Here is a 23,973-nt window from a genome sequence, read left to right on the forward strand (position 1 = left end):
AAAGCCGGTCGGGAACAGCCGGGAACCCCAGTTCGGCGAGGGCAGTCAGGGGTGAGGGCAGTCAGGGGTGCGGGCCGTCAGGGGTGTGGGCCGTCAGGGGTGCCGGGTGGTGGACGGCGGCAATGCGGCCACCAGCGGGGTGTCGGCACCGACGCGGCCGAGCGCGAGCGCCCCACCCGGGTCACCGAGCGGCTCGTCGCGGCCGGGCAGCGTGAGGCTGAAGAACGCTGCGTTGTCCTCGAGGAACGCCCGCTCTTCGTCAGGGAGATCGGCCTCGTAGTAGATCGCGTCGACTCGGCACGCGATGCGGCAGGCACCGCAGTCCACACACTCGTTGGGGTTGATGTACATCGCCCGGTCGCCCTCGTAGATGCAATCCGCCGGGCACTCCTGCACGCAGGACTTGTCGACGATGTCCACGCATGCGCTGCCGATCACGTAGGTCATGCCCCGAGGCTAGGTACTCGGCCCGTCGCGCCGCAGGGGCCGAAAGTCCCCACCTTCTGCGCCGAACTGAGGTTCCAGGTCGTGATCTGCGGGCGCGGCGCAGCCTGGAACCTCAGTTCGGCGCAAAGGGGCGGGGGCAAGGGCTGGGTGGGGGTCAGGAGGCGATCTGGACCTCGCCGTCGTCGGTGATGCGGGTCGCATACACCGGCAGGGACACCTCGGGGTCGTCGAGGCAGCTGCCGTCGTCGAGTGCGAACGCCTGCTTCTTGATCGGCGACTGCACGGTGACGCGCCCGGCCCGGTCGCCGACGATGCCGCGGGACATCACCGCGGCGCCGGAGAACGGGTCGATGTTGCCCACGGCGCACACGCTGCCGTCGTCGAGCCGGAACAGTGCGGCCTGCGCGCCGTCGGGCAGCAGCACACCCACCCCGCGGTTGGGGATCAGGAAGTCATAGCGGCACGCGGTCGTCCAGGTCGTGGTCGCGGTCGTGGTCGTGGTCGCGCTGAGTGCCTCGTTGAGCACGGTCATGGCGGGTTACCTTCCTACCTTCGGCATGCCGATCGACACCGGCGTGGGCACCTTGCGCCCGGACCTCTCCGTGAACTCGATCGTGGGATCCGGCACGTCGGGCGCGTTGACGAACGAGACGAACCGCGACATCTTGTCCGGGTCGTCGAGCACGCCCTTCCACTCACACGCGTATCCGTCGACGTGCCGTTCGACGGCCGCCTCGAATTCTACTGCCAGACCCAGGGAGTCGTCGCAGATCACCTCGCGCAGGTGGTTGAGGCCGCGCTCCTCCACCCAGGGCGCCGTGCGCTGCAGCCGGTCGGCGGTGCGGATGTAGAACATCAGGAACCGGTCGATGTAGCGCACCAGCGTCTCGTCGTCGAGGTCGCCCGCGAGCAGCTCGGCATGCCGTGGCGTCATGCCGCCGTTGCCGCCGATGTAGAGGTTCCAGCCGTTCTCGGTCGCGATGACGCCGACGTCCTTGCCCCGGGCCTCCGCGCACTCGCGGGCGCAGCCCGACACCCCCATCTTGATCTTGTGCGGCGATCGCAGGCCCCGGTAGCGCAGCTCGAGGTTGATCGCCATCTGCACCGAGTCCTGCTGACCGTAGCGGCACCAGTCGCTGCCCACGCAACTCTTCACCGTCCGCAGCGACTTGCCGTATGCCTGACCGGATTCCATGCCGCCCTCGACCAGCCGGCGCCAGATCTCGGGGAGCTGATCGACGCGCGCGCCGAACATGTCGATGCGCTGGCCGCCGGTGATCTTGGTGTACAGCCCGAAGTCCCTGGCGATCTCGCCGATCAGGATCAGGTGCTCGGGGGTGATGTCGCCGCCGGGGACGCGCGGCACCACCGAATAGCTGCCGTTGCGCTGGATATTGGCCAGGAAGTGGTCGTTGGAGTCCTGCAGCGAAGCCTGCTCACCGTCGAGGATGTGCTCCGAGCTCGTCGAGGCCAGGATCGAGGCCACGACGGGTTTGCAGATGTCGCAACCCCTTCCGGTGCCGAAGCGCTCGATCAGACCGGAGAAGGTGCGGATCGAGGTGGCGCTGACGATCTCGAACAGCTCTGCCCGCGAATGGGAGAAGTGCTCGCACAACGCCTTCGACTGCTCGACCCCTTCGGCTTCGAGCAGCTGCTTGAGCAGCGGAACGCAGGAGCCGCACGACGTCCCGGCCAGGGTGCACTTCTTCAGGGCGGGGACGTCGCAACAGCCGTCCGCGATCGCACCGGTCAGATCGCCCTTGGTCACGTTGTTGCAGGAACAGATCTGCGCGGCTGCGGGCAGGGCGCCCACGCCCAATGCCGTTGCCCCGTCTTCCGATCCGGTGGGGGCGATCAACGCCATCGGATCTCCGGGCAGGGGTTCGCCGACCATCGGGCGCAAAATGCCGTACGACGATGCGTCGCCGACGAGGATGCCACCCAGCAGCGTCTTCGCATCGTCGGAGAGCACGAGTTTGGCGTAGGTCTGGTTGACCGCGTCGTTGACGACGACGGACAGGCAGTCCGGCGTCGCACCCATCGCGTCGCCGAAACTCGCGACGTCGACGCCGAGGAGTTTGAGCTTGGTCGACATGTCGGCTTCGGGGAATTCGGCGGCCCCGCCCAGCAGGCGGTCGGCGACCACTTCGGCGCTGGTGTAGCCGGGGCCGACCAGCCCGTAGCACCGCCCTTCGATCGCCGCGACCTCGCCGATCGCGTAGATGTCGGGATCGCTTGTCGTGCAGCTCACGTCGGTCAGCACACCGCCACGTTCGGCGATCTCGAGGCCGGCGTCGCGGGCCAGTTGGTCGCGTGGCCGCACCCCCGCGGCGAATACGACCACGCCGGCGTCGATGTGGTTCCCGTCGCTCAGCGTGACCCGCATCGAGTTGTCCTCTGCGGACCGTTTCAGCGGTCGGTTGCGCTGGGCCGGCTTGATGGACTCGGTTCCGACGTCGGTGTGCACGGTGATGCCGAGCTCGCCGATCATCCTGCCGAGCAGCGTGCCGCCCGCTTCGTCGAGCTGCTGGGCCATCAACCGCCCGGACCGTTCGATCACGTGGGCGTTCAGGCCGAAACCGCGCAGGGCGTTCGCCGCCTCGAGCCCGAGCAGACCTCCGCCGATCACCACGCCCACCGGCGCGCGGCTGGTCTCCCGGGTCTTGATCGCGTCGGCGCGGATGGCGTCGAGGTCGTCGAGGGTGCGGTAGACGTGCACCGACGGCAGGTCGCGTCCGGGTACGGGCGGCACGAACGCATACGAACCGGTGGCCAGGACCAGTGCGTCGTATTCGAAGCGTTCTCCGGCGTCCGTGGTCACCGTCTTGGACGTAGGGTCGAGGTCGACCACCCGCTGCCCCAGTCGCACCTGAACGAGCTCGTCGCCGAGGTAGTCGTTGCCGGGCAGGGCGAGCCGCGTGCGGTCCCAGTGTTCGGTGTAGCCGGTCAGGCCGACACGGTCGTAGGCGGGGTCGAGTTCTTCGGCGAGAACGGTGACGCGCCATGTGCCCTCGGCGTCGCGCGCGCGCAGCGCTTCGACGAACCGGTGGCCGACCATGCCGTGGCCGACGACCACGACGTGCGAAATTGACGACATGGCGACCACGCTAGGAAAGCGATATTGCCTCCGTGTCGCCTCGTGTGAAGGGCCTATCACGGTGTGCTCACCGCACTCGGTCGTGCACTGTGAGCCCCGGCTGACACGCGAGACCGGCGGCGCGCGGCGGTCGGCCCGCCTCCTGGGCAGGATGGTTGTTCTCAACCCGATCAAAGATTGCTGTTTGCCTGCCTGAAATGGTTCTGATCTGTATAGTTGCTGCAACTATTATTTAGCTGCAATCAGACGACTCGTGTAGGGGTGCCCCGCTTGACGACGATGGTTCAGCGGTGGTGGAACGAGCCGGACCACTTCGAATGGATATCCCAGTTCCTGCGCCAGCACGGCATGCTGCGTTCCACGCAGGGCGTGATGGCCGTCGTGGCCGCGTCGGCGTCGCTGGTCGCGCTGAGCTTCCTGTTGGGGCTCGGCTGGCCGACCACGCGATTGTTGGCCGTCGGCCTGGTGGGCGCCGGCTTCACCCTGGGCATGACCGCGTTCTGGCTCACCCGGTGGCCAACCCGCCGGCAGTCGGAGGTGGCGGTGGTCGCGGGCATCGTGTTCATCGCGGTCTGGAGTGTGGCGCAACCCGACGCCGCGGTCTCGGTGCTGGCCTGTACCGCGACGGCCGTGACCGGTGGCTATGTCGCGTTCTTCCACAACACCAAGGTGCTCTTGTTCAACTTCTCGGTCGCCGTGGCGATCGCGGCGTCGGCGTCGTGGCGGCTGGCCGGTGACACGAACGTCGCCACGGCGATCGCGGCCTTCTGGCTGCTGTGGTTCCTCAACCTGACGGTCCCGCTGGCCATCCGCGGCATGACCAGGGCGATGGGCACCTACGCCGTCCGTTCGGGCGCCGATCCACTGACCGGCTTGTTGAATCGGCGCGGGTTCGCCGACGCCATCGGCCGTCAGCTCACGGAGCCCGCCGGATCAGCCACCCACCTCGGCCTGGTGATGGTCGACCTGGACAACTTCAAGCGGGTCAACGACACCCACGGCCACGCCGAAGGGGATCGCACGCTGCTGGCCGTGGCCGATCTCCTCCGCCAGCGCAGTCCACGTCACGCCGCGATCTGTCGGGCCGGCGGCGAGGAGTTCCTCATTGCGGTCACCGCCGCCCGCGGGGGCACGGAATCGCTGGCGGGCCAGGTGTGCCGCGCCATCGCCGAACTGCCGCACGACGTCACCGCCAGCGTCGGCACGAGTAGCCTCGGTCTGGAGCACCTGCGGGCCCGCGACGCGGAGTCTCTGATCGACGAGCTGATCGCGGCGGCCGACGCGGCGATGTACGCGGCGAAACGCAACGGCGGCAACCAGGTCCAGTTCGGGTGAGGTGACGCTAGGCCACCGGCATCCGGCGGTCGCGGGCTTTCACGCGCACCCGGGTGCGCACGGCCACGTCGTCGCCGAGCATCTGTGCGACGGTGGCGGCGGTGTCGTCGGCGGCCGCGACGGCCGACTCCAGCGCCCGACGGGCAGGGATCGTCACGCTCAACGTGATTGTCCGGACGCGGTTCTCGACGCTCACCCGGGAGCCGGCCTTCGACACCGCAGGGTGCTGCGCGAGGACGTCCGCCGCCGCGGACGCCACCGCGGCGGCATCGACGCTGAGCGAGCCCCGGGTCGGCGCGTCGTCGCTGAGCGGCACGTCCCGCACGCGGGGGGTACGCCGGTGCACGGAGAGCCACCACAGGCCGAGCAGGACGAGCACGGCGCCGATGCCACCGCAGGCCCACGGCCACCAGGATGTCTCGACATCGCGTAGCGGCGCGGGCAGCTGCAACGGCTGTGCACCTGGACCGTCCCGGCGCGCCCACAGCACCGCCGTGCCGCCTGCGGCCAGAAGCGCTGCCCCCACCGCGAAGACCGCCAGGCGATCCAGGAACACCGTTGCGCGGGTCATGTCATGTCCTCTCGGTCAGCCGCACCCGGACACGCGGAGCACGCTCCAGGGCGGCGAGTTCGTCGGTGGCGGACCGGATCACCGCATTCTCGAGGTCGGCGTCCGAGGCACCGGACACCTCGCATCGGATCGTCAGCGTCCGTCGCGACGCCGTGGTGGGAGCCGAGAGAACGCCCGGCACCGCCTCGGCGGCCGCGCGGGCGATCCTGGCCACGTCGGTCAGGTCGACGTAGACGGCGGTCTCCGCCCGTGCCCGCACTGTCCGGCGCCGCCGCGGTTTCAGAGCGACGAGCATCAGGGTCAGGCCGACGACCGCCACCGCGATCCCCGCGGCCGGCATCCAGGACGCCGGAGCGGCGCCGTCGACGGCGGACACGGCAGCGGCCACCCAGCCGTCACCCGCGACCACACCGGCCTCGACCAGCGCTTCGCGGATGCCGACCGCACCGGCGGCGACGACCAGAACTGCCAACGCGGCACCCAGGTATGTCGCCCCGGCGGGCGCCAGTGGCTGGGCTCCTGGCCGCACCGGCTGTGCAGAGGTCTTCTCCAGTTCGACGGTCACAGCAGCACCCTTTCCCGCCCGCCGGGACCAGGAGCGATCACGACGGAGGTGACGTGGACGTCGACGCCGTCGACGACCAGACCGCTGAGCTCGGACAGCCCGTGACTCACGCGCCGGCGGATCTCGGCAGCCGTGGCTGCGAGCGGAAGGCCCCACGCCACGGCCACATCCAGGCTGGCGCGCACGTGGTCTCCGGAAACGACGACCTCGGCGCGGGGCAGCTCACGCAGTGCCAGCTTTCCGAGTCCCCTGCTCTCGCGCACCACGCCCTCGACTTCCAGCGCAGCGGCGAAGGCCACTGTCTGCACTGCCTTTTCGCGGATGGTGAGCGCACCGCGGGCCCCCGGGTCAGCGGTGTCGGGAATGTCGTCAGCCACGGCCCCGGCCCCTGAGCAGGCTCATCGCGTCGAACTCCCCGTCGCGGTGGCCGCCGATCAGGTAGCCGACGGCGCCCAGTACGAGTGCCACGAGGAACCCGGTGAAGCCGCCCGCGGCCGCAGCCACGCCCAGCAGAAGTCCGGCCAGCAGGCCGGCGGTTGCGGTGGTCATGTCGATCCTCCACGGTTGTCGAATTCGAAATCTGTTCGAAAGATGTTGTAAGACAATTGATTCAATGCAGGGTCACGAATCTGCGGCGGTTTATCCGGCGGGCCGCCCGCGCCGTGAGGCGGGCCCATCGGCCCCGCCTGGTCGCGCGGACGGCGACGGTGGGTGCGGCGTTCCGGTCGAAGGTGGCGAGGGCCGCTGTCAGGGCGCCGGCAGATCCGCCGGCATCGGGGTGATGCCGGCGGATCACCGCACGCCGGGCTCTGCGCCGGGATTGCCCGGCGACGTCGGGCGGCACGGTCAGTCCGCGTGCGGCAGGGGTGCCAGGGCGACGGCTTCGACCGTGACGTCCACGGACGCGTCGGGCCACCGGTCGGCCAGTGCGGCACGCACGCCGGCGGCCGTCTCGCGCACCGAGGGATCCGCCCACGCCGTGATGTGGACATCGATCGTGCTGCCGCTGATCCGGACTCCGACGACCTTGCGGCCCGGCAGGTGGGTGGCGACTTCGCCGAACATGCCTGCGTGCATGTCCGCCACCCCCGGAACCGCTCGGACGATCGCCTCGACGGCGTCGGCCGGTTCCTGCTCGGCCATTATTCGACCCTGGTGAGGCGACTGTCGGCCGGCTCGTCGGACTCCTCGTCGGCGACGAACACGTCGTGCACCGTGATGTCCACCTCGACGACCTCCAGGCCCGTCATCCGTTCGATCGCGGCGATCACGTTGCGGCGGATACCGGCGGCGAGGTCGGAGATCGACACCCCGTATTCGGCCACGATGTCGATGTCGACGGCGGCCTGCTTCTCACCGACCTCGACGGACACGCCCTGCGCATGGTTGACGGTCGCGCCGGGGATCCGGTCGCGCAGCGCGCCGACCGCCCTGCTGGCGCTGCCGCCCAGGGCATGGACCCCGGACACCTCGCGGGCGGCGAGTCCGGCGATCTTCGACACCACAGTGTCGGCGATCGTGGTCTTGCCCTGCGAGGTCGCCAGGGGGCCCGCCTGGGTGGCGACCGCGGACGTGGCTGTCGACCCGCTTGTCTGAGTGGTGCTCATCGTTGATCCTCTCTCTTCGGTCACATGAGTTGGTCGGGGCTGCTCCGCCGAACCGAATGCGCCGTCGGCGTGACGTCGATCACGGCCTTCCTTACTGTAAAGTAAGAACAAGTGTTCACTGAATGAGGAGAACAAGATGAGCTACCGCGTGATCGTCGTCGGTACAGACGGTTCGGACACGTCCCTGCGTGCGGTCGAAAAAGCCGCGTCCCTGGCCGCAGAATCAGACGCCACCCTGGTCATCGGGTCGGCCTACACCCCCGCGTCCCGCGACGGCGCCGCGCCCGACCCCGATCAACCGCGCGGTGAGGACTACAAGATCGCCGGCGACGCGCCGGTCTTCGACCTGCTGCGCGACGCGGCAGCGAAGGCCAGAGCCGCCGGAGCGCGTGACGTGCAGCAGCGGGCCGTGCCGGGAGTGCCGGCCGACGCGCTGATCGAGCTGGCCGAAGAGGTCGGCGCCGACCTCCTCGTCGTCGGCAGCGTCGGACTCAACTCGGTCGTCGGCCGCCTCGTGGGATCCGTGCCGCGGATCGTGCGCCGGAGAGCGAAGACCGAAGTGCTCGTCGTCGACACCACGGAGTAGTGATACTGCTCCGACGGCCGGCGTGGCCGGCACGAGAAAGGGACCGCGCGGGTGGAGATGCGCGACGGCGGGTTCGACGACTCGCCTGACGACGGCGAGCTTGCAGCTGCCGCCGCGGCCGGTGACAGAGCCGCGTTCGAGGTCCTGATCCGGCGGCACGGCCCCAGCCTGTACCGGTACGCGCGCCGGATGACCCGCGACGAGGCCGCGGTCCAGGACATCGTCCAGGAGACGTTCGTGGCCGCGTGGCGACGGATCGACCACTTCCGCGGCGACGCCAGCCCCAAGACCTGGCTGTTCGCGATCTGCGCGCGCAAGGTCGTCGATTCCCACCGCGTCAAGCGCGCCCAGCCCCTCGACGATCGGCTGATGGAACCCGCCGACGTGTCCGCCCTGGCCGACCCGTTCGCGGTGGCCACGAACGCGGAGTTCCTGGCAGCGCTGGAGGAGGCACTGGCCGAGCTGCCCCCGCGTCAGCGCGCGGTGTGGGTGCTGCGCGAAGTGGAGGAATTGACCTTCCCCCAGATCGGCGAGATCCTGAGCCTGAGCCCCGACGGCGCGCGCGGACACCACCACCGGGCCCGCGCAACACTCCAACAAAGGCTGCAGCGATGGCGATAGGCGACTACGACGTGCTCGCGCGCGCGTCCCGCGCCCTGCGGTCCGCGCCCGAACCAGGTTGGGCCGCAATCGAACAGCGCGTCCTCGACGCAGTCCGCGCGGCGCCCCGAGGCGGCTGGCCGATCGCCGTCCACGATCCCGCCCCCGACACGGCGCCCGGACGCATCCGCGTCAGGGCGCCCGGACGCATCCGCGTCAGCGACCTCGTCCTGCGCACGCTGATCGCCCGCCGCGTCACCGAGGACCCCGACGTCGCCCTCGTCGACGTCGAGGTCACCCTCGACGGCGAGACGCTGCGCACGATCGACATCGAGGTCAGCGGCCGGTTCGGCAGCGACCTACCGCGCGCCGCCGACCGGGTACGCGCGATCGCCCATGCGGTGGTCGCCGACGCGATCGGCGCCGACGACGTCGTGGTGTCGGTCGCCGTGACCGACGTCCACCGCTAGCTCCAGCGGGCCAGCAGTTCCTTGGACCTCTCGGCCAGCGCCGCCTGCCAGAACGGACCGAAGCTGATCCGTGCCACGCCGAGCGGGCCGTAGGACGCCGGGTCGGACTGATCGGGCCTGGCGATCGCGTTGACCGGCAGCGGGAGCTCGGACGTCAATCGCTGCATCACCTCGGGCGGATGCACTCCGACCGGGTACAGCACATCGGCACCCGCCTCCGCGGCCAGCCGCAACCGGGCGATCGCCCGGTCCACGCGATCGGCCTCGTCGCCGTCCTGCCGCAGGAAGAGGTCGGTCCTGGCGTTGACCACGACGTGGACGCCCGCGTCGTCGGCCGCCGACCGCAACCCGCGGACCAACTCCGCATGCTCTTCGGCCGACCGCAGCCTGCCGCCCTCGCTGTGCACGGTGTCCTCGATGTTCAGCCCGACGGCCCCGACGGACAACAGCCCCTCGATGAGCCGCTCCGGCGCCTCGGCGTAGCCGGACTCGATGTCGACCGACAGCGGCACGTCGACCGCCGCGGTGATCTGGGCGACCCGGGTCAGGAGGTCGTCGAACGTCATCCCCTCGTTGTCGGCCTTGCCCACCGAATCCGCGACCGGGTGGCTGCCGACGGTGAGCGCGGCGAAACCGGCGTCCACCGCCAGATGCGCGGACCACGCATCCCACACCGTGGGGAGCACCACCGGGTTTCCAGGCTGGTGAAGCGCGAGCAACGCCTCGGCCCGATCCTTCAGTGCATCCTTCTCGACCATCTGTCCTCCGACTCTTTCGCTCATCAAAGTGATCTGTCTCACGCCTGGTGACGGTGATTTAGCTAGCATCGGTTGCGTACTGTGATCCATGACACCCTTCAGCCCAAGGAGGTCGCTTGTCCAGCACCAGCACCACCGAACTCGCCCAGCTCCACGACCTGATCGGGAGCCTCAGGCGTTGCGTCACGTCACTGGCGTCGCGATACGGGGACAGCCCTGCCACCCGTCGCATCGTCAATGACGCCGAACGCATCCTCAACGATATCGACCGTCTGGACATCGACGCCGAGGAACTCGAACTCGCGCGGGGAGTCAGCCGGCACCACCACATCGCCGAGCGGATCGCGATTCCGGATACGCAGTACGACACCGATTTCTGGCGTGGCGTCGATGACGAGGGTCTCGGCGGCACCCGCTGAGTACAGGGTGCCGCCCCGCGCGGCACCCGCTCAGGGGACATAACTTCATCGAAAGGCAAACGTGAGCGCACCCACCGCCGACCGCAAAGCGAGCGGCGTCTTCTCGCCTGGACGTGCCCGGATCACGCAGCGCACGCTGCGGACGGACAACTGGCTGAAATCCCCGATCATCACGAACCTCGGGTTCGCCGCGTTCATCATCTACGCGACGGTGCGCGCGTTCATGCAGAACAACTACTACGTCGAGCAGTACGGCTACCTGACGCCGTTCTACTCGCCGTGCATCAGCACCGGGTGCGTGCCCGAGGCCAGCCACTTCGGCCAGTTCCTGCCTGACGTGTGGTGGCTGCCCTACGCGGCGCTGTCGCTGCCGTTCCTGCTGCTGTTCCGGCTGACCTGCTACTACTACCGCGGTGCCTACTACCGCACCGTGTGGCAGTCCCCGACCGCGTGTGCCGTGGCGGAACCGCGCGTGCACTACACCGGCGAGACCAAGTTCCCGCTGATCATCCAGAACACCCACCGGTACTTCTTCTACATCGCGGCGATCATCTCGGTGATCAACACCTACGACGCGATCATCGCCTTCCACAAGCCCGACGGCGGCTTCGGATTCGGCCTCGGCAACCTGATCCTGCTGATCAACGTGATCCTGCTGTGGACGTACACGATCTCGTGCCACTCCTGCAGGCACGTCGCCGGTGGCCGGCTCAAGCACTTCTCGAAACACCCGATCCGCTACTGGATGTGGACCAAGATCAGCAAGCTCAACGTCCGGCACAAGCAGTACGCCTGGATCACCCTGGGCACCTTGATGCTGACGGACTTCTACGTCATGGCCCTGGCGGCCGGATGGTTCCCCGATCTGCGGTTCGTCGGCTGATGCCGCTGTCCGACGCCACGAACGGCACCCACGCTTCTTCTGCTCCCCGATCGACACGAATGAGGTTTGCATGACTCCCGACACCGACGACCGCCACGTGGAAAGGCACGAGTACGACGTCGTCGTCATCGGCGCCGGCGGCGCTGGACTGCGCGCAGTGATCGAGGCCCGTGAGCGCGGCCTGCGCGTCGCAGTGGTGACGAAGTCGCTGTTCGGCAAGGCCCACACCGTGATGGCCGAAGGCGGATGCGCGGCGGCCATGCGCAACGTGAACACCAAGGACTCCTGGCAGGTGCACTTCGGTGACACGATGCGGGGCGGCAAGTTCCTGAACAACTGGCGGATGGCCGAACTGCACGCGCAGGAGGCCCCGGACCGGGTGTGGGAACTGGAGACCTACGGCGCGCTGTTCGACCGCACCAAGGACGGCCGCATCAGCCAGCGCAACTTCGGCGGGCACACCTACCCGCGGCTGGCCCACGTCGGTGACCGCACCGGCCTGGAGATCATCCGCACGCTGCAGCAGAAGATCGTCTCGCTGCAGCAGGAGGACAAGGCCGAACTCGGCGACTACGACGCCCGCATCCGGGTGTTCCACGAGGTGGCCATCACCGAGCTGATCAAGGACGGCGACCGCATCGCCGGCGCCTTCGGGTACTACCGCGAGACAGGCGATTTCGTCCTCTTCGAAGCGCCCGCGGTGGTGCTGGCCACCGGAGGCATCGGCAAGTCCTACAAGGTGTCCTCGAACTCGTGGGAGTACACGGGCGACGGCCATGCGCTGGCGCTGCGCGCCGGCTCGGCCCTGATCAACATGGAGTTCATCCAGTTCCATCCGACCGGGATGGTCTGGCCGCTGTCGGTGAAGGGCATCCTCGTCACCGAGGGCGTGCGCGGCGACGGCGGAGTGCTGAAGAACTCCGAGGGCAAGCGCTTCATGTTCGACTACATCCCCGACGTGTTCAAGGGGCAGTACGCCGAGACCGAAGAAGAGGCCGACCAGTGGCTCAAGGACAACGACTCCGCGCGCCGCACCCCTGACCTGCTCCCGCGCGACGAGGTCGCGCGCGCGATCAACACCGAGGTGAAGGAAGGCCGTGGCACCCCGCACGGCGGCGTCTACCTCGACATCGCTTCGCGTATGTCGGCCGAGGAGATCAAGCGTCGCCTCCCGTCGATGTACCACCAGTTCATCGAGCTCGCCGAGGTCGACATCACCACCGACGAAATGGAAGTCGGGCCGACCTGTCACTACGTGATGGGTGGCATCGAGGTCGATCCCGACAGTGCCGCGGCCGCGACGCCGGGCCTGTTCGCCGCCGGCGAGTGCGCCGGCGGCATGCACGGCTCGAACCGGCTCGGTGGCAACTCCCTGTCGGACCTGCTGGTGTTCGGACGCCGGGCCGGACTCGGTGCGTCGGACTACGTCCGCGCGCTGTCCGACCGGCCCAAGGTCAGCGACGACTCCGTCGACACCGCCCTGACGATGGCGCTGGCGCCGTTCGACGGTCCCGGCGACGGCTCGGAGAGCGAGAACCCGTACACCCTGCAACTCGACATGCAGGACACGATGAACAACCTGGTCGGCATCATCCGCAAGGCGGACGAGATGCAGGAGGCGCTCGACAAGATGACCGAGCTGCGGGAGCGCTACAAGCGGGTCAAGGTCGAGGGCGACCGGAAGTTCAACCCCGGCTGGCACCTCGCGATGGACCTGCGCAACATGCTCCTGGTCAGCGAATCGGTCGCGAAGTCGGCGATCACCCGCACCGAGAGTCGCGGCGGCCACACCCGCGACGACTACCCGCAGATGGACTCCGACTGGCGCAACGCGCTGCTGGTGGTCCGTTCCGACGGAGACGATCCGGTGGTGCCCGACGTGAACGTCGAGAAGCAGCGCCAGATTCCGATGCGGCCGGACCTGCTCGAATGTTTCGAGCTGTCCGAACTCGAGAAGTACTACACCAACGACGAACTCGTCGACCATCCGCAACGGAAGGGCTGAGACCGTGGCTGCGTACAACGCGAAGATGCGGGTCTGGCGGGGCGACGCCAGTGGCGGCGAGCTGAAGGACTACACCGTCGAGGTGAACGACGGCGAGGTGGTGCTCGACATCATCCACCGGCTCCAGCAGACCCAGACCGGGGACCTCGCGGTGCGGTGGAACTGCAAGGCCGGCAAGTGCGGGTCCTGTTCGGTCGAGATCAACGGGCGGCCCCGGCTGGCGTGCATGACGCGGATGTCGACGTTCGGCGAGGACGAGGTGGTGACCGTCACCCCGCTCCGGACGTTCCCGGTGATGCGCGACCTCGTCACCGACGTCTCGTTCAACTACGAAAAGGCCAGGGAGATCCCGGCTTTCAAGCCGCCCAAGGATCTGCAGCCCGGCGAGTACCGGATGGCCCAGGAAGACGTCAACCGGTCGCAGGAATTCCGCAAGTGCATCGAATGCTTCCTGTGCCAGAACGTCTGCCACGTCGTGCGCGACCACGAGGAGAACAAGCTGGCCTTCTCCGGTCCGCGCTTCCTGATGCGTCAGGCCGAACTCGACATGCACCCGCTGGACACCCACGGCCACCGCGCCGAGGAGGCCCAGGAGGACAACGGCCTCGGGTACTGCAACATCACGAAGTGCTGTACCGAGGTGTGCCCCGAGCACATCAAGATCACCGACAATGCGCTCATCCCGATGAAAGAGCGTGCCGCCGATCGCAAATACGATCCGGTGGTGTGGCTGGGCAACAAGCTGTTCCGGCGGAAGTAGCACCATGGCGGACGGCGTGACCACCGAGTCGGGGGCGGTCGTGCGGTCCGCCCGTACCGAGAACAGTTACGCCGTCGCCGGGTCGGTCTCCACGACCGGCAGCGCCGTCGTCGCGGGGTCGATCGTCACCGACAGCAGTGCCGTCGTGGCCGGGTCCATCGCCACGGCGGGCAGTGCCGTCGTCGTCGGCTCCGTCGCCACCGCCGGCAGTGCGGCCGTCGCCCGCTCCATCGCGACGTCGGGCAGCGCGGCGGTGGCGGGGTCCATCGCCACGGCGGGCAGTGCCGCGATCGCCGGGTGCATCCTCGTGGTGCTGTCGATCGCGTGCAAGGGCTGCCTGGCCTGCCTCGGTTGCCTCGCCTGCGTGCGATGCAAGGCATGCGTGGGCTGCGTCCGCTGCGAGGACTGCATCGGATGCGTGGGCTGCGTGAACTGCACCGGGCTGCGCAACGCCGTGGGACTGCGCGACGTGCACGCCGCCTGATCAGGACCCGGCGACCGGTCGACGATCTGACCGCAGTACGGCTCTGACACCGGCTATCAGGCGTACGCTTTGGACAGCAGCCGATCCGAATGAAGGGCAGCTTCCATGTCGTTCCGACAGCCCCCGAGCATCAACGAAATCCGTACGGCCATCCGCGAACTGAGCACCCGGGCCGACCTCGCCCGCAAAGAGGGACGCAGCGCCGACGCCGCCGAACTGGACCTGCGGGTCAGGGATTACCGCGAGGAACTCTCCGCCCGGCCCTGACCTCGCCGACCGCGCGCACCTCAGACGCCGAGTCTGCGAAAGGTGCTCCGGTGAAAGACGATCGGTGGCACATCGGGGTGCAGCGTGATCGCGCTGACCCGGAGCACCACGATCGTGTGATCGCCGGCCGGGACCAGCTGTTCGATGCTGCTCTCGAGCCAGACGCTGGTGCCGTGGATGAAGACCGCGCCGCGCTCCGTGGACGTCGTCTCCAGCCCGGCGAAGCGGTCGCCGGTCTTGGCGGCCAACGTCCTGGCGGCGTCGTCGTGGGCCTCGCCCAGCAGGCTGATCCCGAGATAGGGCAGGTCCTTGAGCCGGGGCCACGTCGACGACGTGTTCTGCACGCAGAACGACACCAGCGGCGGGTCCAGCGACACCGGGACGAAGGTGCTCGCGGCCAGGCCCACGCGGGTGCCGTCCACCTCGGCCGCGATCGCGATCACGCCGGACGGGAAGTGTCCGAAAGCCTCCCGCAGCGAGGCCGGGTCCAGGTTGGTCGGAGAACCGCTCACCGGGCCAATACTTCCACGTGCCCGACGGACGGGCCTGGACCGGGCACGGGTCTCTCGCGCACAGAGGTCACCGTGACATCGTGGCCGCGGCTCGCCGTCGTGGCCACCGTACGGATCGGCGTGAACGGAACACCCGGACGGTAACGTGACGCCATCATGTGGATACCGCTCCTGGTGATGGCCATCGCGGTCAGCCTGGAACCGTTCCGCATCGGCATGACGGTCCTGATGATCAACCGCCCCCGCCCCGTTCTGCAGCTGCTCACGTTTCTCGCGGGCGGGTTCACCATGGGTCTCGCGGTCGGGGTGGTCGTGCTGTTCGTTCTGCGGCCGGCGCTCGGATCGGCACACTTCACGCTGCCCCGGGTGCAGATCGTGGTGGGGGCGATCGTGCTGCTCAACGCCGCGCTGGTGGCCGCGGGGGTGTTCGGGCGCACGCGGGAGGCGGAGTCCCCCGCTCCTGCCCACCGGCTGCTGACTTCGGCGCTGGTCCGCGCCCGCAGGATCGCCGACGGACGATCGTTGTGGACGGCCGGTGTCGTGGGTCTGGGCATCGCGCTGCCCTCGGTCGACTACCTGGCCGCGCTGGCTCTGATCGCCGCCTCCGGCACGGCCGCCGGCGTACAGCTCGGCGCGCTGCTGGCGTTCAACGTCGTGGCGTTCACGCTCGTCGAGGTGCCGCTGCTGTGCTACCTCGTGGCGCCGGAGCGCACGCGCGCCACGCTGGCGGCGCTGTACGCATGGCTCAGAGCGCGGGGACGCGCCGGGGTGGCCGTTCTGCTCGCCGTCGTCGGCTGCGTGCTCCTGGGTGCGGGTTTCGCCGCGCTGTGACCGGGGGTCAGGGCTGCGGCGGATTGTTCAGCACGTACTGCAGGCCCGAAAGCAGCTGCGAGACAGGGTCTGCGGCGCCGCCGAACGCGGCCTGCGTGGCGGGCGCGGTGACGGCGGCGGGGTCGTAGCCGTTGACCGGATCCACGGTGACCGGCGCGGTCAGCGGGTTGTCGTTGCGCGAGTACCCGGCGTCGACGTAGGGCTGCAGGACCTTGTCGAGCTCCATCAGCGTGTCTTTGGGCACCCCGAGGTACTTGAAGGGCAGGACCAGCGGCAGGTGCTCTTCGGGGATCATGAACGTCGTCGTCTTCGCGCCGCGGGAGTTGACGGTCGTGCGGATGTTCTGCGGCGGCACCATGCTCGGTTTGGTGAACGCGACGGCGGTGTGGCCGGTGGCGAGGCCGACGATCGCGTTCGCCACCGACAGCCAGTTGTCCGGCCGGTCCGGCCAGTCGGCGATGCTGTCGTAGGCGGAGATGAATTGGTAGGTGTCGTACTGGCTTTCGACCGGGGCGGGGATGCGGTAGTCCAGCGAGGGCACGACGCTGCCGACGGGGAAGTTCTGCGTCAGGAAGCTCTCGCCGAAGGCATGCCGGGCCACCGGGTCGCCGTACATCGCGAAGCTCAGCTGATCCGGTGGCGGCGCGGCCGGGTCGTAGGCGAGCTTGGCCTGCACGTCGTTGAGCACCATCGCGCCCTCCGACAGCCCGATCGCGGTGCCCCGCCCGCCCTCGCGGACGGCGTTGATCACGTTCGGCGTTCCGACGTCGACCGACTCGCCGACGCTCGGCCCGTCGAGGCCGAGACCCGGGAAGTTGTCGTCGAGGCGCCCGATGCCCGGGAACAGCCGTTCCAGGGTGTGGCCCTGCACCTGCCCGGCCGGGTAGTCGACGATCTGGCGGTCGAGGCCGGGGAACCAGTCCGCGCCCGTGCGCATGATGTATTCGTCGTACGGGATGCCCAGAACGTGCGCGCCGCCGAGGGCATACGCCCGGCCCGGCGTTCCCAGCGGAGGCGGCGCCTCGGCCGGCACGGCGGGGTTGGGCGGCACGATCGGCGGCTCGTCGGCGGCGGCGATCCCGAAGCCGAGGCTGCCCGCGGGTCCGAGGACCGTCAGGGCCGTGCCGAGTGCGAGCAGTCGCTTCATGAGCGTGTCACCTCTCCGTCTGCGGCGGGCACTCAGGCGTCCAACCGGATGAACTGGTCCTGCCGGTAGTGCTCGACGCAGGCCGAGCGCCGGACCTTGCCGCTGGTCGTCGTCGGGATCGACCCCGGTGGCACGAGAACGAGATCCTCGACGTTCAGACCGTGGGCATTCGAGATCGCCGATGTGACATCGCTTTTCACCTCGCTGAGCCAGCCCGGCGCGTCCCCGTCGGGGTCGCTGCGCTTCTTGAGCTCGATGACGGTGACCAGCTTCTCTGTGCTGTTCACCGGGACCGAGATGGCCGCGACGCGGCCGCGGGTGATGCCCTGGACCGTGGCCTCGATGTCCTCGGGGTAGTGGTTGCGCCCGCGGATGATGAGCAGGTCCTTGATCCGGCCAACGATGTACATCCGGCCTTCGTGGACGAAGCCGAGGTCGCCGGTGCGCAGCCACGGACCCGGCGGCGTGCCCGGCGACGGCTCGGCGATCGTGGCGCCGAAGCACTGCTGCTCCTCGGCCGACCTGCTCCAGTAACCCCCGGCGACGTTGTCGCCGTGCACCCAGATCTCGCCGACGGCGTCCGCGCCGCACTCCCGGGTCGTGTCGACATCGACGATCCGCACCATCGGCGACTGCGGCAGGTCGTAGCTGACCAGCGCCGATCCGCTTCCGTCCTGGCATCGCCGGACCCGACCCGCGGACAGCTCGTCGGTGTCGAACCGCGCCTGCTCGGCCGCCTCGTCCCAGATCCCCGACGCCACGAAGACCGTGGCTTCGGCCAGACCGTAGGACGGCCGCAGCATGTGGTCGCGGAACTTGAAGTGCGCGAACCGATCTGCGAAGCGCTCCAGGGTGGCCGGGGCGACCCGCTCGGCGCCGTTGATGATGCCCAGGACACCGCCGAGGTCGAGCCCGGCGAGGTCGCTGTCGCTGGTCTTGCGCGCGGCCAGTTCGAACGCGAAGTTGGGTGCCGCCGAGAAGGCCTGGTCGTTCTCGGCGAGCGCCCGCACCCATCGGGACGGCTTCTCCAGGAACGCGACCGGGCTCGTCAGCTTCGTGGGATGCCCACCGAGGATCGGTGCGCACACCCCGAGCACGAGACCCATGTCGTGGTAGAAGGGCAGCCAGGACACGATGGTCAGACCCGCGGTGGATTTGATGTGCGGGACGGCGAACAGGCTGCGCATCAGCTGCTCGTAGTTCACCTGCAGGTTGCGGTGCGAGATCATCACGCCGGTGGGCAGCCGCGTCGACCCCGAGCTGTACTGCAGGTAGGCGATGTCGGGCACGTCGGCCGCCAGGTCGACCGTCGCCTCGGGCACGGGGCCGTCCAGGTCGAGCGAGTCGATCTCCAGGATCTTCGGCGCCATGTCCATGCGGGCCTGGTCGACGTAGTCGCCGACGTCCTCGGCGGCCTCGGAGGTGGTCAGGACGACCGACGGACCGGTGTCGGTGAACACCGCGCCGACCCGGTCGTGGCTGGAGCCGCGGTGCGGGAGCGGCAGCGGGACCGCGATCGCCGCGGCCTGCATGGAGCCGAGGAACGCCAGGATGTATTCCAGGCCCTGCGGGGCGAGGATCACGGCCCTGTCCCCCGCCGACGCGTGCCGGCCGATCGCATGGGCGACCTTGAGGGTCCTCTGCGCGAGCTGTGACCACGTCAGGCTCTCGACCACGCCGTCCGGATCCCGGGCGTAGTCGGTGAAGGTGAACGCGACCTCGTCGGGCCGCATGCTGGCACGGGCGTGCAGCATCGAGAGAATTGTCGACTGGGGAGTAGGCGTCACATCACGTCCGTACTGAATCCCGCGAGGCGTTTGCTCATCCCAACCCCTGACCGCTCCGCTTCGTGTCGAAGTTTGGCATACATCACGTGTCCGCGCTAACCCGTTCGCGGCGGGGCGCGTCCAGGCGCGACGGCCACCAGTTCGCCCGACCCACCAGCGCCGCGAGGGCGGGCACCGTGATGGTGCGGACCACGAACGTGTCGAGCAGGATTCCGACGCCGATCACGAAACCGCCCTGCACCACGATGCCGATGCTGGAGAACATCAGCCCGGCCATCGACGCGGCGAAGATCAGGCCCGCCGCGGTGATCACGCCGCCGGTCGAGCCCAGCGTGCGGATGATGCCGAACCGAACACTGCGCGGGGATTCGTCGCGCAGGCGGGACACGAACAGCATGTTGTAATCCGCCCCGACGGCCACCAGCACCACGAACGCCAACGGCGGCACGCTCCAGTGCAACTGCTGGTCGAGCAACCACTGGAACGTGAGCACCCCGATGCCGATGGCGGCGAAGTAGGACACGACCACCGACCCGACGAGGTACAGCGGCGCGACGAGCGACCGCAGCAGCACCATCAGGGTCAGCAGCACGATGATGAGCGTCACCACGATGATGAACCGGATGTCGCTCTCGTAGTAGTCGCGGGTGTCGCGCAGCGAGGCGGGGAACCCGCCCATCGAGATCGTCGCATCGGAGAGCGCGGTGTTGGGTTGCGCGCCGCGGGCGATGTCGCTGATCACGTTGACCTGGTCCATCGCCTCGGAGCTGAACGGGTTGAGCTTGGTCTGCACCAGGTAGCGCACCGAGTGGCCGTCCGGGGAGATGAACGCCTCGGCGGCCTTCTTGAACTCCACGGCGTTGAGCACCTCGGCGGGGATGCTGAACCCGGCCATGGACGGTCCGGACGCGTCGTTGCGCATCGTCAACAGGAACGCCGACGCCTGGTCGAGGCCCGACGCCATCACCTTGATCTGCTCGACGAGCTCGTCCACTCCCCCGGCGACCTGCTGGCTGCCGTCGGCCAGCCGGTCGGCGCCGTCCTGCAGGTCGGTCAGCCCCGCGCGCGCCCCCGCGGGGGTGTCGAGACCCATCGCCGAGATCGCCTTGGTCAGCTTGGCGAACGCGGCGTTGAGCTGATTGACCGTCGAGGTGAGGCTCTGCCGGTCGTCGACGCCCTGCAACTGCCCGGCGAGCTGGTTGATCTCGTCGACGCGGCCGTCGTCGCGGGCGGCGACCAGCTTCTCGAACTGCCGGCGGGTGTCGACGCAGGACGGGTTGGCGTCGCAGACCCGGTTGCCCTGCAGCGCCATCAGGACCGGGCCGATCCAGGCGAACATGTCGCGCACCGCGCGGAAGTTGATGCCCATGGACAGGCCGAGTTTGTTGACGCTGTCGACGAGCTTGGCGGCCGTCGCGACGTCACGTACAAGCTTGTCGCCGCCGTACTCGGTGCGCACCGAGGAGAACGTGTCGATCAGGCCCGCCAGGCTGGGGGCGATCTCGTCGACCTGGGCGCGGACGTCGCCCAGGCTGTCGGCCAGGGTGTCCGCCCCCGACGCGAGCCTGTTGAGATCTCCGGTGCGCTCGCCGATCTGGGCCGAGCCGGCGGCCAGCCGGTCGCCGACGATGCCGGCCTGGAACGTCGCGCGGAACTCCGCCGGAACCTCCCCCAGCGGCCGGGTGATGCCGCTGACCAGCGACACATCGGGCAGCTGGGCGATCCGCGAGGCCATCTGCTCGAGGTCGGCCAGCGCCTCGGGGGTGCGCAGATCGCGCGGCGACTGCACCAGCAGGTACTGCGGGATGGACTGGCTGATCGGGAAATGCCGTTCGAGCGCGGCGTAGCCGACCGAGCTCGGCGCCGATGCGGCGACGGCCTTGCGGTCGTCGTAGTTGTAGCGCGCGAACGCCGCACAGCTGGCGAGCAGCACCAGCACCAGCAGGCTGGCCACCAGGTGCGGCACCGGGCGGCGCACGATGCGGATGCCGGAACGCCGCCAGAAGCGCGAGGTCAGTTCGCGGCGCGGTTTGATCCATCCGCGTGGCCCGGCGAGCACCATGATCGCCGGCAGCAGCGTCACCCCGGCCAGGAACGCGACCGCGATGCCGATTGCTGCGGAGATCCCGATGGTCCGGAAGACGCCCATCGTGGCGAAGCTCATCGCCAGGAACGTGATGCCGACCGTGGTGGCCGACGCGGTGATGACCTTCCCGATCGAGATCATCGCGGACCTGACCGCGTGCTCGTAGTCCGCGCCGGAGCGCAGGTAGTCGTGGTAGCGGCTGATCAGGAAGACGGCGTAGTCGGTGCCCGCGCCGGCGAGGATCGCGCTGAGGAACACGATGGACTGGTTGGAGACCCCCGAGCCGGTCAGCTCCGAGTACCCCGCCACCACCCCCTGGGCGATCACCACCGACGATCCGATCGTCACCAGCGGCAGCAGCATCGTGAGGGGATTGCGGTACACCAGCAGCAGCACGCCGAGCACCAGGACCGCGATCGCGATCTCGATGGGCAGCCGGTCCTGTTCGCCGGCGACGGTGAGGTCGGCGACCGTCGCGGCGGGTCCGGTGACGTAGACGTTCAGGGCGCCGCCGCCGGGGACGTTGTGCCTGACCAGGTCGGCTACTCGGTTGAACGACTCGTAGGCCCGCGGCGTGCCGAGCTCGCCGACCAGGCTGACGGGGAGCACCCAGGTCGTCTTGTCCTCACTGGTGAGGAACTGGCGCAGCTGGGGTGTGCTGAGGAAGTCCTGCACCGACACGACGTCGGTGACGTCGTCGCGCAGCGCGCCGACGAGCTTGCGGTAGGCGAGTTCGTCGTCGGGCGTGAGACGGGTTTCGTTGATGAACGCGACGACGAGCAGGTTGTCCGAGCCCGGCTCCTGGAACGCCTCGGCCATCTTCGTGGCGGTCACGCTCGACGGGGCATCGCTGGGCAGGATGACCAGCGGGTGCTTCTCGGCCATCTCGGTCAGCGACGGGAACGACATCGGCAGCGCCACCGCGAGCGCGATCCACACACCGATGACCGCCCACGGCCATCGCACCACGACATCGGCTAACCGACGCATCCCGTCCTCACCCCCGACCGGCAGTCTTGCAAACGCGGCACAGCCCCGGAACGGTCACCGCCGACGATTTGCCCCACGCTATGCGACGCGTCCCCAGTGTCCGCTGTCGGCGACCCGCGCGGCGACCGATTTCATCGCCTCCATGTAGCGTTCCGACGATTTCTTCGCCACGGGATTGTCCGGATGCATGATCGCCATCACCGTGCCCTCGCCGTACCGGAAGATGTAGATGGTCAGCTGGTAGGAGTACCGGCCGTCCGGATAGATCCCGATGTTGTCGGCCAGACCCAGCTCGCCGGCCGCCAGGATGGCGTTCAGCGGGGCAGCGCCGCCGTGCAGGAAGTTCGACACCGGAAAGTTGGCCCGCGGCCATTTCAGCCACGGCGCCAGTTCCAGCACCCGGTAGTACGGCACCTTGGCCATGTTCAGCCCGGAGTCGAACGACGCCTGGGCCGCCCACGCGGCCTCGGTGAACGACGCGGCGCCGATCGGGACGACGATCGGGATCAGCCCGGTGAACCAGCCCTGGGTCATGAAGTTGTCCGAGGCGGAGCGCGAATCCCTCGGCGTCAGCCCGTAGTAGGTCAGTGCGCCTGTCAGCTCGTGTTCGACCTGGGCCAGACACGCGAACAGGCCGCCGACGAAGCGCGCCCCGGCGTCCGTGCACGCGGCCTCGAAGCGCTCCGTCTGCGCCGTGTCGAGGAGTACGTGCGAGGTCATGGTGCTCTTGACCGAATCCTTGGGGTTTCCCAGCGGCAGCGGGAACTCGGGGAACCCGTCACTGTTGTTCTCCGCGAAGTCGATCCACGCCTGCACTCCGGGCGAGTCCTCGGTGAGCTCGGACGTGAACTCCCGTTCGCGGACGCAGAACGCGTCGAAGCTGCCGGCGTCGGGCAGGGTGAGCGCGTCGCCGCCCCCGCTCAGTGCCGAGTACATGCCGTTGGCTTCCATCATCGTCGTGCCGATCAGCGTGGCGTCGCCGTGCACGTGGTCCATCGAGGCGAAGAAGCTGAAATGGTTCTCGTTCTGCACCACCCCGAAGGTGAAACACCCCCACTCCAGCGGACTCGGGATGTCGATGACGTGGGCGTGGATCTCCTCCAGCGTCATGTGCCCGTGCTCGACGGGCACGAACTCGATATCGGCGGGGTCGTCGAGGGCGTGCCGGACGAACTGGCCGTCGCCGGTGTGCTCGAACCAGCTGCGGAAGGTGTCGTGCCGGCGCAGGTAGGCGTTGACGGCGTGGTCCATGGCCTCGATGTCGCACTGGCCGGCGACGTCGCAGCTGGCGATGATCTGCCGGGAGAAGGTCAGGCCCGCAGCGCTGCGCTCGCAGTAGTTGCGAAGGTGCTGGCCCTGCATGTAGCTGACCGGAACGGCACTGAGCGGTGCCTGCCGCGCCTTGTCGCGGGCGGCCGCGGTCGGATGCCACGAGGTCACCGAACCCGGGCTCAGCGACCACTCCTCGAGTGCGCCCACCGTGATCTTGCCGATGCGCAAAAGCTTGGTCCTCCCAGCAGTCCCTGTCATGCCCGCCCGGATCTGGCAGCACCCCTCGTCGCCGGATCAACATACCCAACGGCGGGCCGTCTCCGCCCCGTACCGGGCACCGCGCCAGCAACATCGCACATGGGTGCAGGGCACGTGCGATAGTGGGCGGCGAACGTGGTCCGACAGGACTACAGATGTCGCGCTGAATGTCATTCCGGCCGTCGGTCACGTTAATCTGACTGCCGAGTAAGTTGACCGCTGATATAGGGGGAAAG

Annotated in this window: 26 protein-coding genes; 11 read left to right on the top strand and 15 right to left on the bottom strand. The window is 68.8% G+C overall.

Annotated elements, in window-relative coordinates:
- Positions 1–93: 93 nt before the first annotated feature.
- The 3 genes from fdxA to nirB form a co-directional block, all read right to left on the bottom strand.
- A complete protein-coding gene (gene fdxA / locus FHR72_RS00970; protein ID WP_183466037.1) occupies positions 94–447 on the bottom strand; it encodes a ferredoxin in 354 nt (117 codons plus the stop codon).
- Positions 448–601: 154 nt separating this feature from the next.
- Positions 602–979 (bottom strand): nitrite reductase small subunit NirD, encoded by a 378-nt coding sequence (nirD, locus tag FHR72_RS00975; protein WP_183466038.1) that lies wholly within the window; start codon positions 977–979, stop codon positions 602–604.
- Positions 980–985: 6 nt separating this feature from the next.
- Entirely contained in the window at positions 986–3,544 is a 2,559-nt protein-coding gene (gene nirB, locus FHR72_RS00980; protein ID WP_183466039.1) for a nitrite reductase large subunit NirB, read from the bottom strand.
- Between the two features lie 279 nt (positions 3,545–3,823).
- Here nirB and FHR72_RS00985 point away from each other — a divergent pair, with 279 nt between their 5' ends.
- Positions 3,824–4,879, top strand: coding sequence for a GGDEF domain-containing protein (locus tag FHR72_RS00985; RefSeq protein ID WP_260155754.1), 1,056 nt, complete (start codon positions 3,824–3,826; stop codon positions 4,877–4,879).
- Positions 4,880–4,886: 7 nt separating this feature from the next.
- Here FHR72_RS00985 and FHR72_RS00990 read toward each other — a convergent pair whose 3' ends face one another.
- From FHR72_RS00990 to FHR72_RS01015, 6 genes are all read right to left on the bottom strand, one after another.
- A complete protein-coding gene (locus FHR72_RS00990) occupies positions 4,887–5,450 on the bottom strand; it encodes a hypothetical protein (protein WP_183466041.1) in 564 nt (187 codons plus the stop codon).
- A 1-nt stretch (position 5,451) separates the two neighbouring features.
- Positions 5,452–6,015, bottom strand: coding sequence for a DUF6286 domain-containing protein (locus FHR72_RS26705; RefSeq protein WP_183466042.1), 564 nt, complete (start codon positions 6,013–6,015; stop codon positions 5,452–5,454).
- Complete coding sequence (locus FHR72_RS01000) at positions 6,012–6,392, bottom strand: Asp23/Gls24 family envelope stress response protein (RefSeq protein ID WP_183466043.1); 381 nt, start codon at positions 6,390–6,392, stop codon at positions 6,012–6,014. The genes FHR72_RS26705 and FHR72_RS01000 overlap by 4 nt, the downstream gene beginning before the upstream one ends.
- Positions 6,385–6,564: a hypothetical protein gene (locus tag FHR72_RS01005; protein ID WP_183466044.1), complete on the bottom strand. Its 180-nt coding sequence runs from the start codon at positions 6,562–6,564 to the stop codon at positions 6,385–6,387. The genes FHR72_RS01000 and FHR72_RS01005 overlap by 8 nt, the downstream gene beginning before the upstream one ends.
- A 297-nt stretch (positions 6,565–6,861) precedes the next feature.
- Positions 6,862–7,158 (bottom strand): hypothetical protein, encoded by a 297-nt coding sequence (locus tag FHR72_RS01010; RefSeq protein ID WP_183466045.1) that lies wholly within the window; start codon positions 7,156–7,158, stop codon positions 6,862–6,864.
- Positions 7,158–7,622: an Asp23/Gls24 family envelope stress response protein gene (locus tag FHR72_RS01015; protein ID WP_183466046.1), complete on the bottom strand. Its 465-nt coding sequence runs from the start codon at positions 7,620–7,622 to the stop codon at positions 7,158–7,160. Before FHR72_RS01015 ends, FHR72_RS01010 begins: the two co-directional genes overlap by 1 nt.
- Positions 7,623–7,758: 136 nt before the next feature.
- Between FHR72_RS01015 and FHR72_RS01020 the strand changes: the two genes are divergently transcribed.
- From FHR72_RS01020 to FHR72_RS01030, 3 genes are read left to right on the top strand one after another with little or no spacing between them, the layout of a single operon-like run.
- Positions 7,759–8,208 carry a universal stress protein gene (locus FHR72_RS01020; protein ID WP_183466047.1) on the top strand — a complete coding sequence of 150 codons (450 nt, stop codon included), beginning with the start codon at positions 7,759–7,761 and terminating at the stop codon, positions 8,206–8,208.
- A gap of 57 nt (positions 8,209–8,265) precedes the next feature.
- Positions 8,266–8,829: an RNA polymerase sigma factor gene (locus FHR72_RS01025; RefSeq protein WP_183466554.1), complete on the top strand. Its 564-nt coding sequence runs from the start codon at positions 8,266–8,268 to the stop codon at positions 8,827–8,829.
- Positions 8,820–9,278, top strand: coding sequence for a hypothetical protein (locus FHR72_RS01030; protein WP_183466048.1), 459 nt, complete (start codon positions 8,820–8,822; stop codon positions 9,276–9,278). The genes FHR72_RS01025 and FHR72_RS01030 overlap by 10 nt, the downstream gene beginning before the upstream one ends.
- Here the strand turns inward: FHR72_RS01030 and FHR72_RS01035 are convergent.
- Positions 9,275–10,036 carry an isocitrate lyase/PEP mutase family protein gene (locus tag FHR72_RS01035; RefSeq protein WP_183466049.1) on the bottom strand — a complete coding sequence of 254 codons (762 nt, stop codon included), beginning with the start codon at positions 10,034–10,036 and terminating at the stop codon, positions 9,275–9,277. The genes FHR72_RS01030 and FHR72_RS01035 overlap by 4 nt on opposite strands.
- A 116-nt stretch (positions 10,037–10,152) precedes the next feature.
- Here FHR72_RS01035 and FHR72_RS01040 point away from each other — a divergent pair, with 116 nt between their 5' ends.
- From FHR72_RS01040 to FHR72_RS01065, 6 genes are all read left to right on the top strand, one after another.
- Positions 10,153–10,455, top strand: coding sequence for an Rv0250c family protein (locus FHR72_RS01040; RefSeq protein WP_183466050.1), 303 nt, complete (start codon positions 10,153–10,155; stop codon positions 10,453–10,455).
- Between the two features lie 61 nt (positions 10,456–10,516).
- Complete coding sequence (locus tag FHR72_RS01045) at positions 10,517–11,338, top strand: succinate dehydrogenase subunit SdhC (protein WP_183466051.1); 822 nt, start codon at positions 10,517–10,519, stop codon at positions 11,336–11,338.
- A 70-nt stretch (positions 11,339–11,408) separates the two neighbouring features.
- The gene (locus tag FHR72_RS01050; protein WP_183466052.1) at positions 11,409–13,343 is read left to right on the top strand and encodes a fumarate reductase/succinate dehydrogenase flavoprotein subunit; all 1,935 of its coding nucleotides are present in this window, start codon (positions 11,409–11,411) and stop codon (positions 13,341–13,343) included.
- 4 nt (positions 13,344–13,347) lie between these two features.
- Positions 13,348–14,103 (top strand): succinate dehydrogenase/fumarate reductase iron-sulfur subunit, encoded by a 756-nt coding sequence (locus tag FHR72_RS01055; RefSeq protein ID WP_311736012.1) that lies wholly within the window; start codon positions 13,348–13,350, stop codon positions 14,101–14,103.
- Between the two features lie 4 nt (positions 14,104–14,107).
- Entirely contained in the window at positions 14,108–14,587 is a 480-nt protein-coding gene (locus tag FHR72_RS01060; RefSeq protein ID WP_183466053.1) for a hypothetical protein, read from the top strand.
- 105 nt (positions 14,588–14,692) lie between these two features.
- Positions 14,693–14,854 (top strand): hypothetical protein, encoded by a 162-nt coding sequence (locus tag FHR72_RS01065; protein ID WP_183466054.1) that lies wholly within the window; start codon positions 14,693–14,695, stop codon positions 14,852–14,854.
- Between the two features lie 20 nt (positions 14,855–14,874).
- On the opposite strand, the gene FHR72_RS01070 is transcribed toward FHR72_RS01065, so the two are convergent.
- Entirely contained in the window at positions 14,875–15,375 is a 501-nt protein-coding gene (locus FHR72_RS01070; protein ID WP_396888387.1) for a flavin reductase family protein, read from the bottom strand.
- Between the two features lie 147 nt (positions 15,376–15,522).
- On the opposite strand from FHR72_RS01070, the gene FHR72_RS01075 reads away from it, so the two are divergent.
- Positions 15,523–16,197 (top strand): GAP family protein, encoded by a 675-nt coding sequence (locus tag FHR72_RS01075; RefSeq protein WP_183466056.1) that lies wholly within the window; start codon positions 15,523–15,525, stop codon positions 16,195–16,197.
- Positions 16,198–16,204: 7 nt separating this feature from the next.
- Here the strand turns inward: FHR72_RS01075 and pe are convergent, their stop codons facing one another.
- The 4 genes from pe to FHR72_RS01095 all read right to left on the bottom strand — a co-directional run bounded on the left by pe (position 16,205) and on the right by FHR72_RS01095 (position 23,707).
- Positions 16,205–17,344 carry an acyltransferase PE gene (pe, locus tag FHR72_RS01080; protein ID WP_183466057.1) on the bottom strand — a complete coding sequence of 380 codons (1,140 nt, stop codon included), beginning with the start codon at positions 17,342–17,344 and terminating at the stop codon, positions 16,205–16,207.
- A 32-nt stretch (positions 17,345–17,376) separates the two neighbouring features.
- Positions 17,377–19,131, bottom strand: a complete 1,755-nt coding sequence (locus tag FHR72_RS01085) for an AMP-binding protein (protein WP_183466058.1) — start codon at positions 19,129–19,131, stop codon at positions 17,377–17,379.
- An 82-nt stretch (positions 19,132–19,213) separates the two neighbouring features.
- Positions 19,214–22,207 (bottom strand): MMPL/RND family transporter, encoded by a 2,994-nt coding sequence (locus tag FHR72_RS01090; protein WP_183466059.1) that lies wholly within the window; start codon positions 22,205–22,207, stop codon positions 19,214–19,216.
- Positions 22,208–22,285: 78 nt separating this feature from the next.
- Positions 22,286–23,707 (bottom strand): condensation domain-containing protein, encoded by a 1,422-nt coding sequence (locus tag FHR72_RS01095; protein ID WP_183466556.1) that lies wholly within the window; start codon positions 23,705–23,707, stop codon positions 22,286–22,288.
- Positions 23,708–23,973 lie beyond the last annotated feature (266 nt).

Origin of the sequence: Mycolicibacterium iranicum (genome assembly GCF_014190915.1) — a bacterium.
Taxonomy (GTDB): Bacteria; Actinomycetota; Actinomycetes; order Mycobacteriales; family Mycobacteriaceae; genus Mycobacterium; species Mycobacterium iranicum_B.

Bases quoted from the DNA above. Each gene is read 5' to 3' on its own strand.
- FHR72_RS01060 (WP_183466053.1), top strand. From the start codon at position 14,108: ATGGCGGACGGCGTGACCACCGAGTCGGGGGCGGTCGTGCGGTCCGCC.
- FHR72_RS01015 (WP_183466046.1), bottom strand. From the start codon at position 7,622: ATGAGCACCACTCAGACAAGCGGGTCGACAGCCACGTCCGCGGTCGCC.
- FHR72_RS01025 (WP_183466554.1), top strand. From the start codon at position 8,266: ATGCGCGACGGCGGGTTCGACGACTCGCCTGACGACGGCGAGCTTGCA.
- FHR72_RS01035 (WP_183466049.1), bottom strand. From the start codon at position 10,036: ATGGTCGAGAAGGATGCACTGAAGGATCGGGCCGAGGCGTTGCTCGCG.
- FHR72_RS01020 (WP_183466047.1), top strand. From the start codon at position 7,759: ATGAGCTACCGCGTGATCGTCGTCGGTACAGACGGTTCGGACACGTCC.
- FHR72_RS01030 (WP_183466048.1), top strand. From the start codon at position 8,820: ATGGCGATAGGCGACTACGACGTGCTCGCGCGCGCGTCCCGCGCCCTG.
- FHR72_RS01075 (WP_183466056.1), top strand. From the start codon at position 15,523: ATGTGGATACCGCTCCTGGTGATGGCCATCGCGGTCAGCCTGGAACCG.
- FHR72_RS01050 (WP_183466052.1), top strand. From the start codon at position 11,409: ATGACTCCCGACACCGACGACCGCCACGTGGAAAGGCACGAGTACGAC.
- FHR72_RS00985 (WP_260155754.1), top strand. From the start codon at position 3,824: ATGGTTCAGCGGTGGTGGAACGAGCCGGACCACTTCGAATGGATATCC.
- FHR72_RS01065 (WP_183466054.1), top strand. From the start codon at position 14,693: ATGTCGTTCCGACAGCCCCCGAGCATCAACGAAATCCGTACGGCCATC.
- FHR72_RS01090 (WP_183466059.1), bottom strand. From the start codon at position 22,207: ATGCGTCGGTTAGCCGATGTCGTGGTGCGATGGCCGTGGGCGGTCATC.
- pe (WP_183466057.1), bottom strand. From the start codon at position 17,344: ATGAAGCGACTGCTCGCACTCGGCACGGCCCTGACGGTCCTCGGACCC.
- fdxA (WP_183466037.1), bottom strand. From the start codon at position 447: ATGACCTACGTGATCGGCAGCGCATGCGTGGACATCGTCGACAAGTCC.
- FHR72_RS01005 (WP_183466044.1), bottom strand. From the start codon at position 6,564: ATGACCACCGCAACCGCCGGCCTGCTGGCCGGACTTCTGCTGGGCGTG.
- FHR72_RS01010 (WP_183466045.1), bottom strand. From the start codon at position 7,158: ATGGCCGAGCAGGAACCGGCCGACGCCGTCGAGGCGATCGTCCGAGCG.
- nirB (WP_183466039.1), bottom strand. From the start codon at position 3,544: ATGTCGTCAATTTCGCACGTCGTGGTCGTCGGCCACGGCATGGTCGGC.
- nirD (WP_183466038.1), bottom strand. From the start codon at position 979: ATGACCGTGCTCAACGAGGCACTCAGCGCGACCACGACCACGACCGCG.
- FHR72_RS00990 (WP_183466041.1), bottom strand. From the start codon at position 5,450: ATGACCCGCGCAACGGTGTTCCTGGATCGCCTGGCGGTCTTCGCGGTG.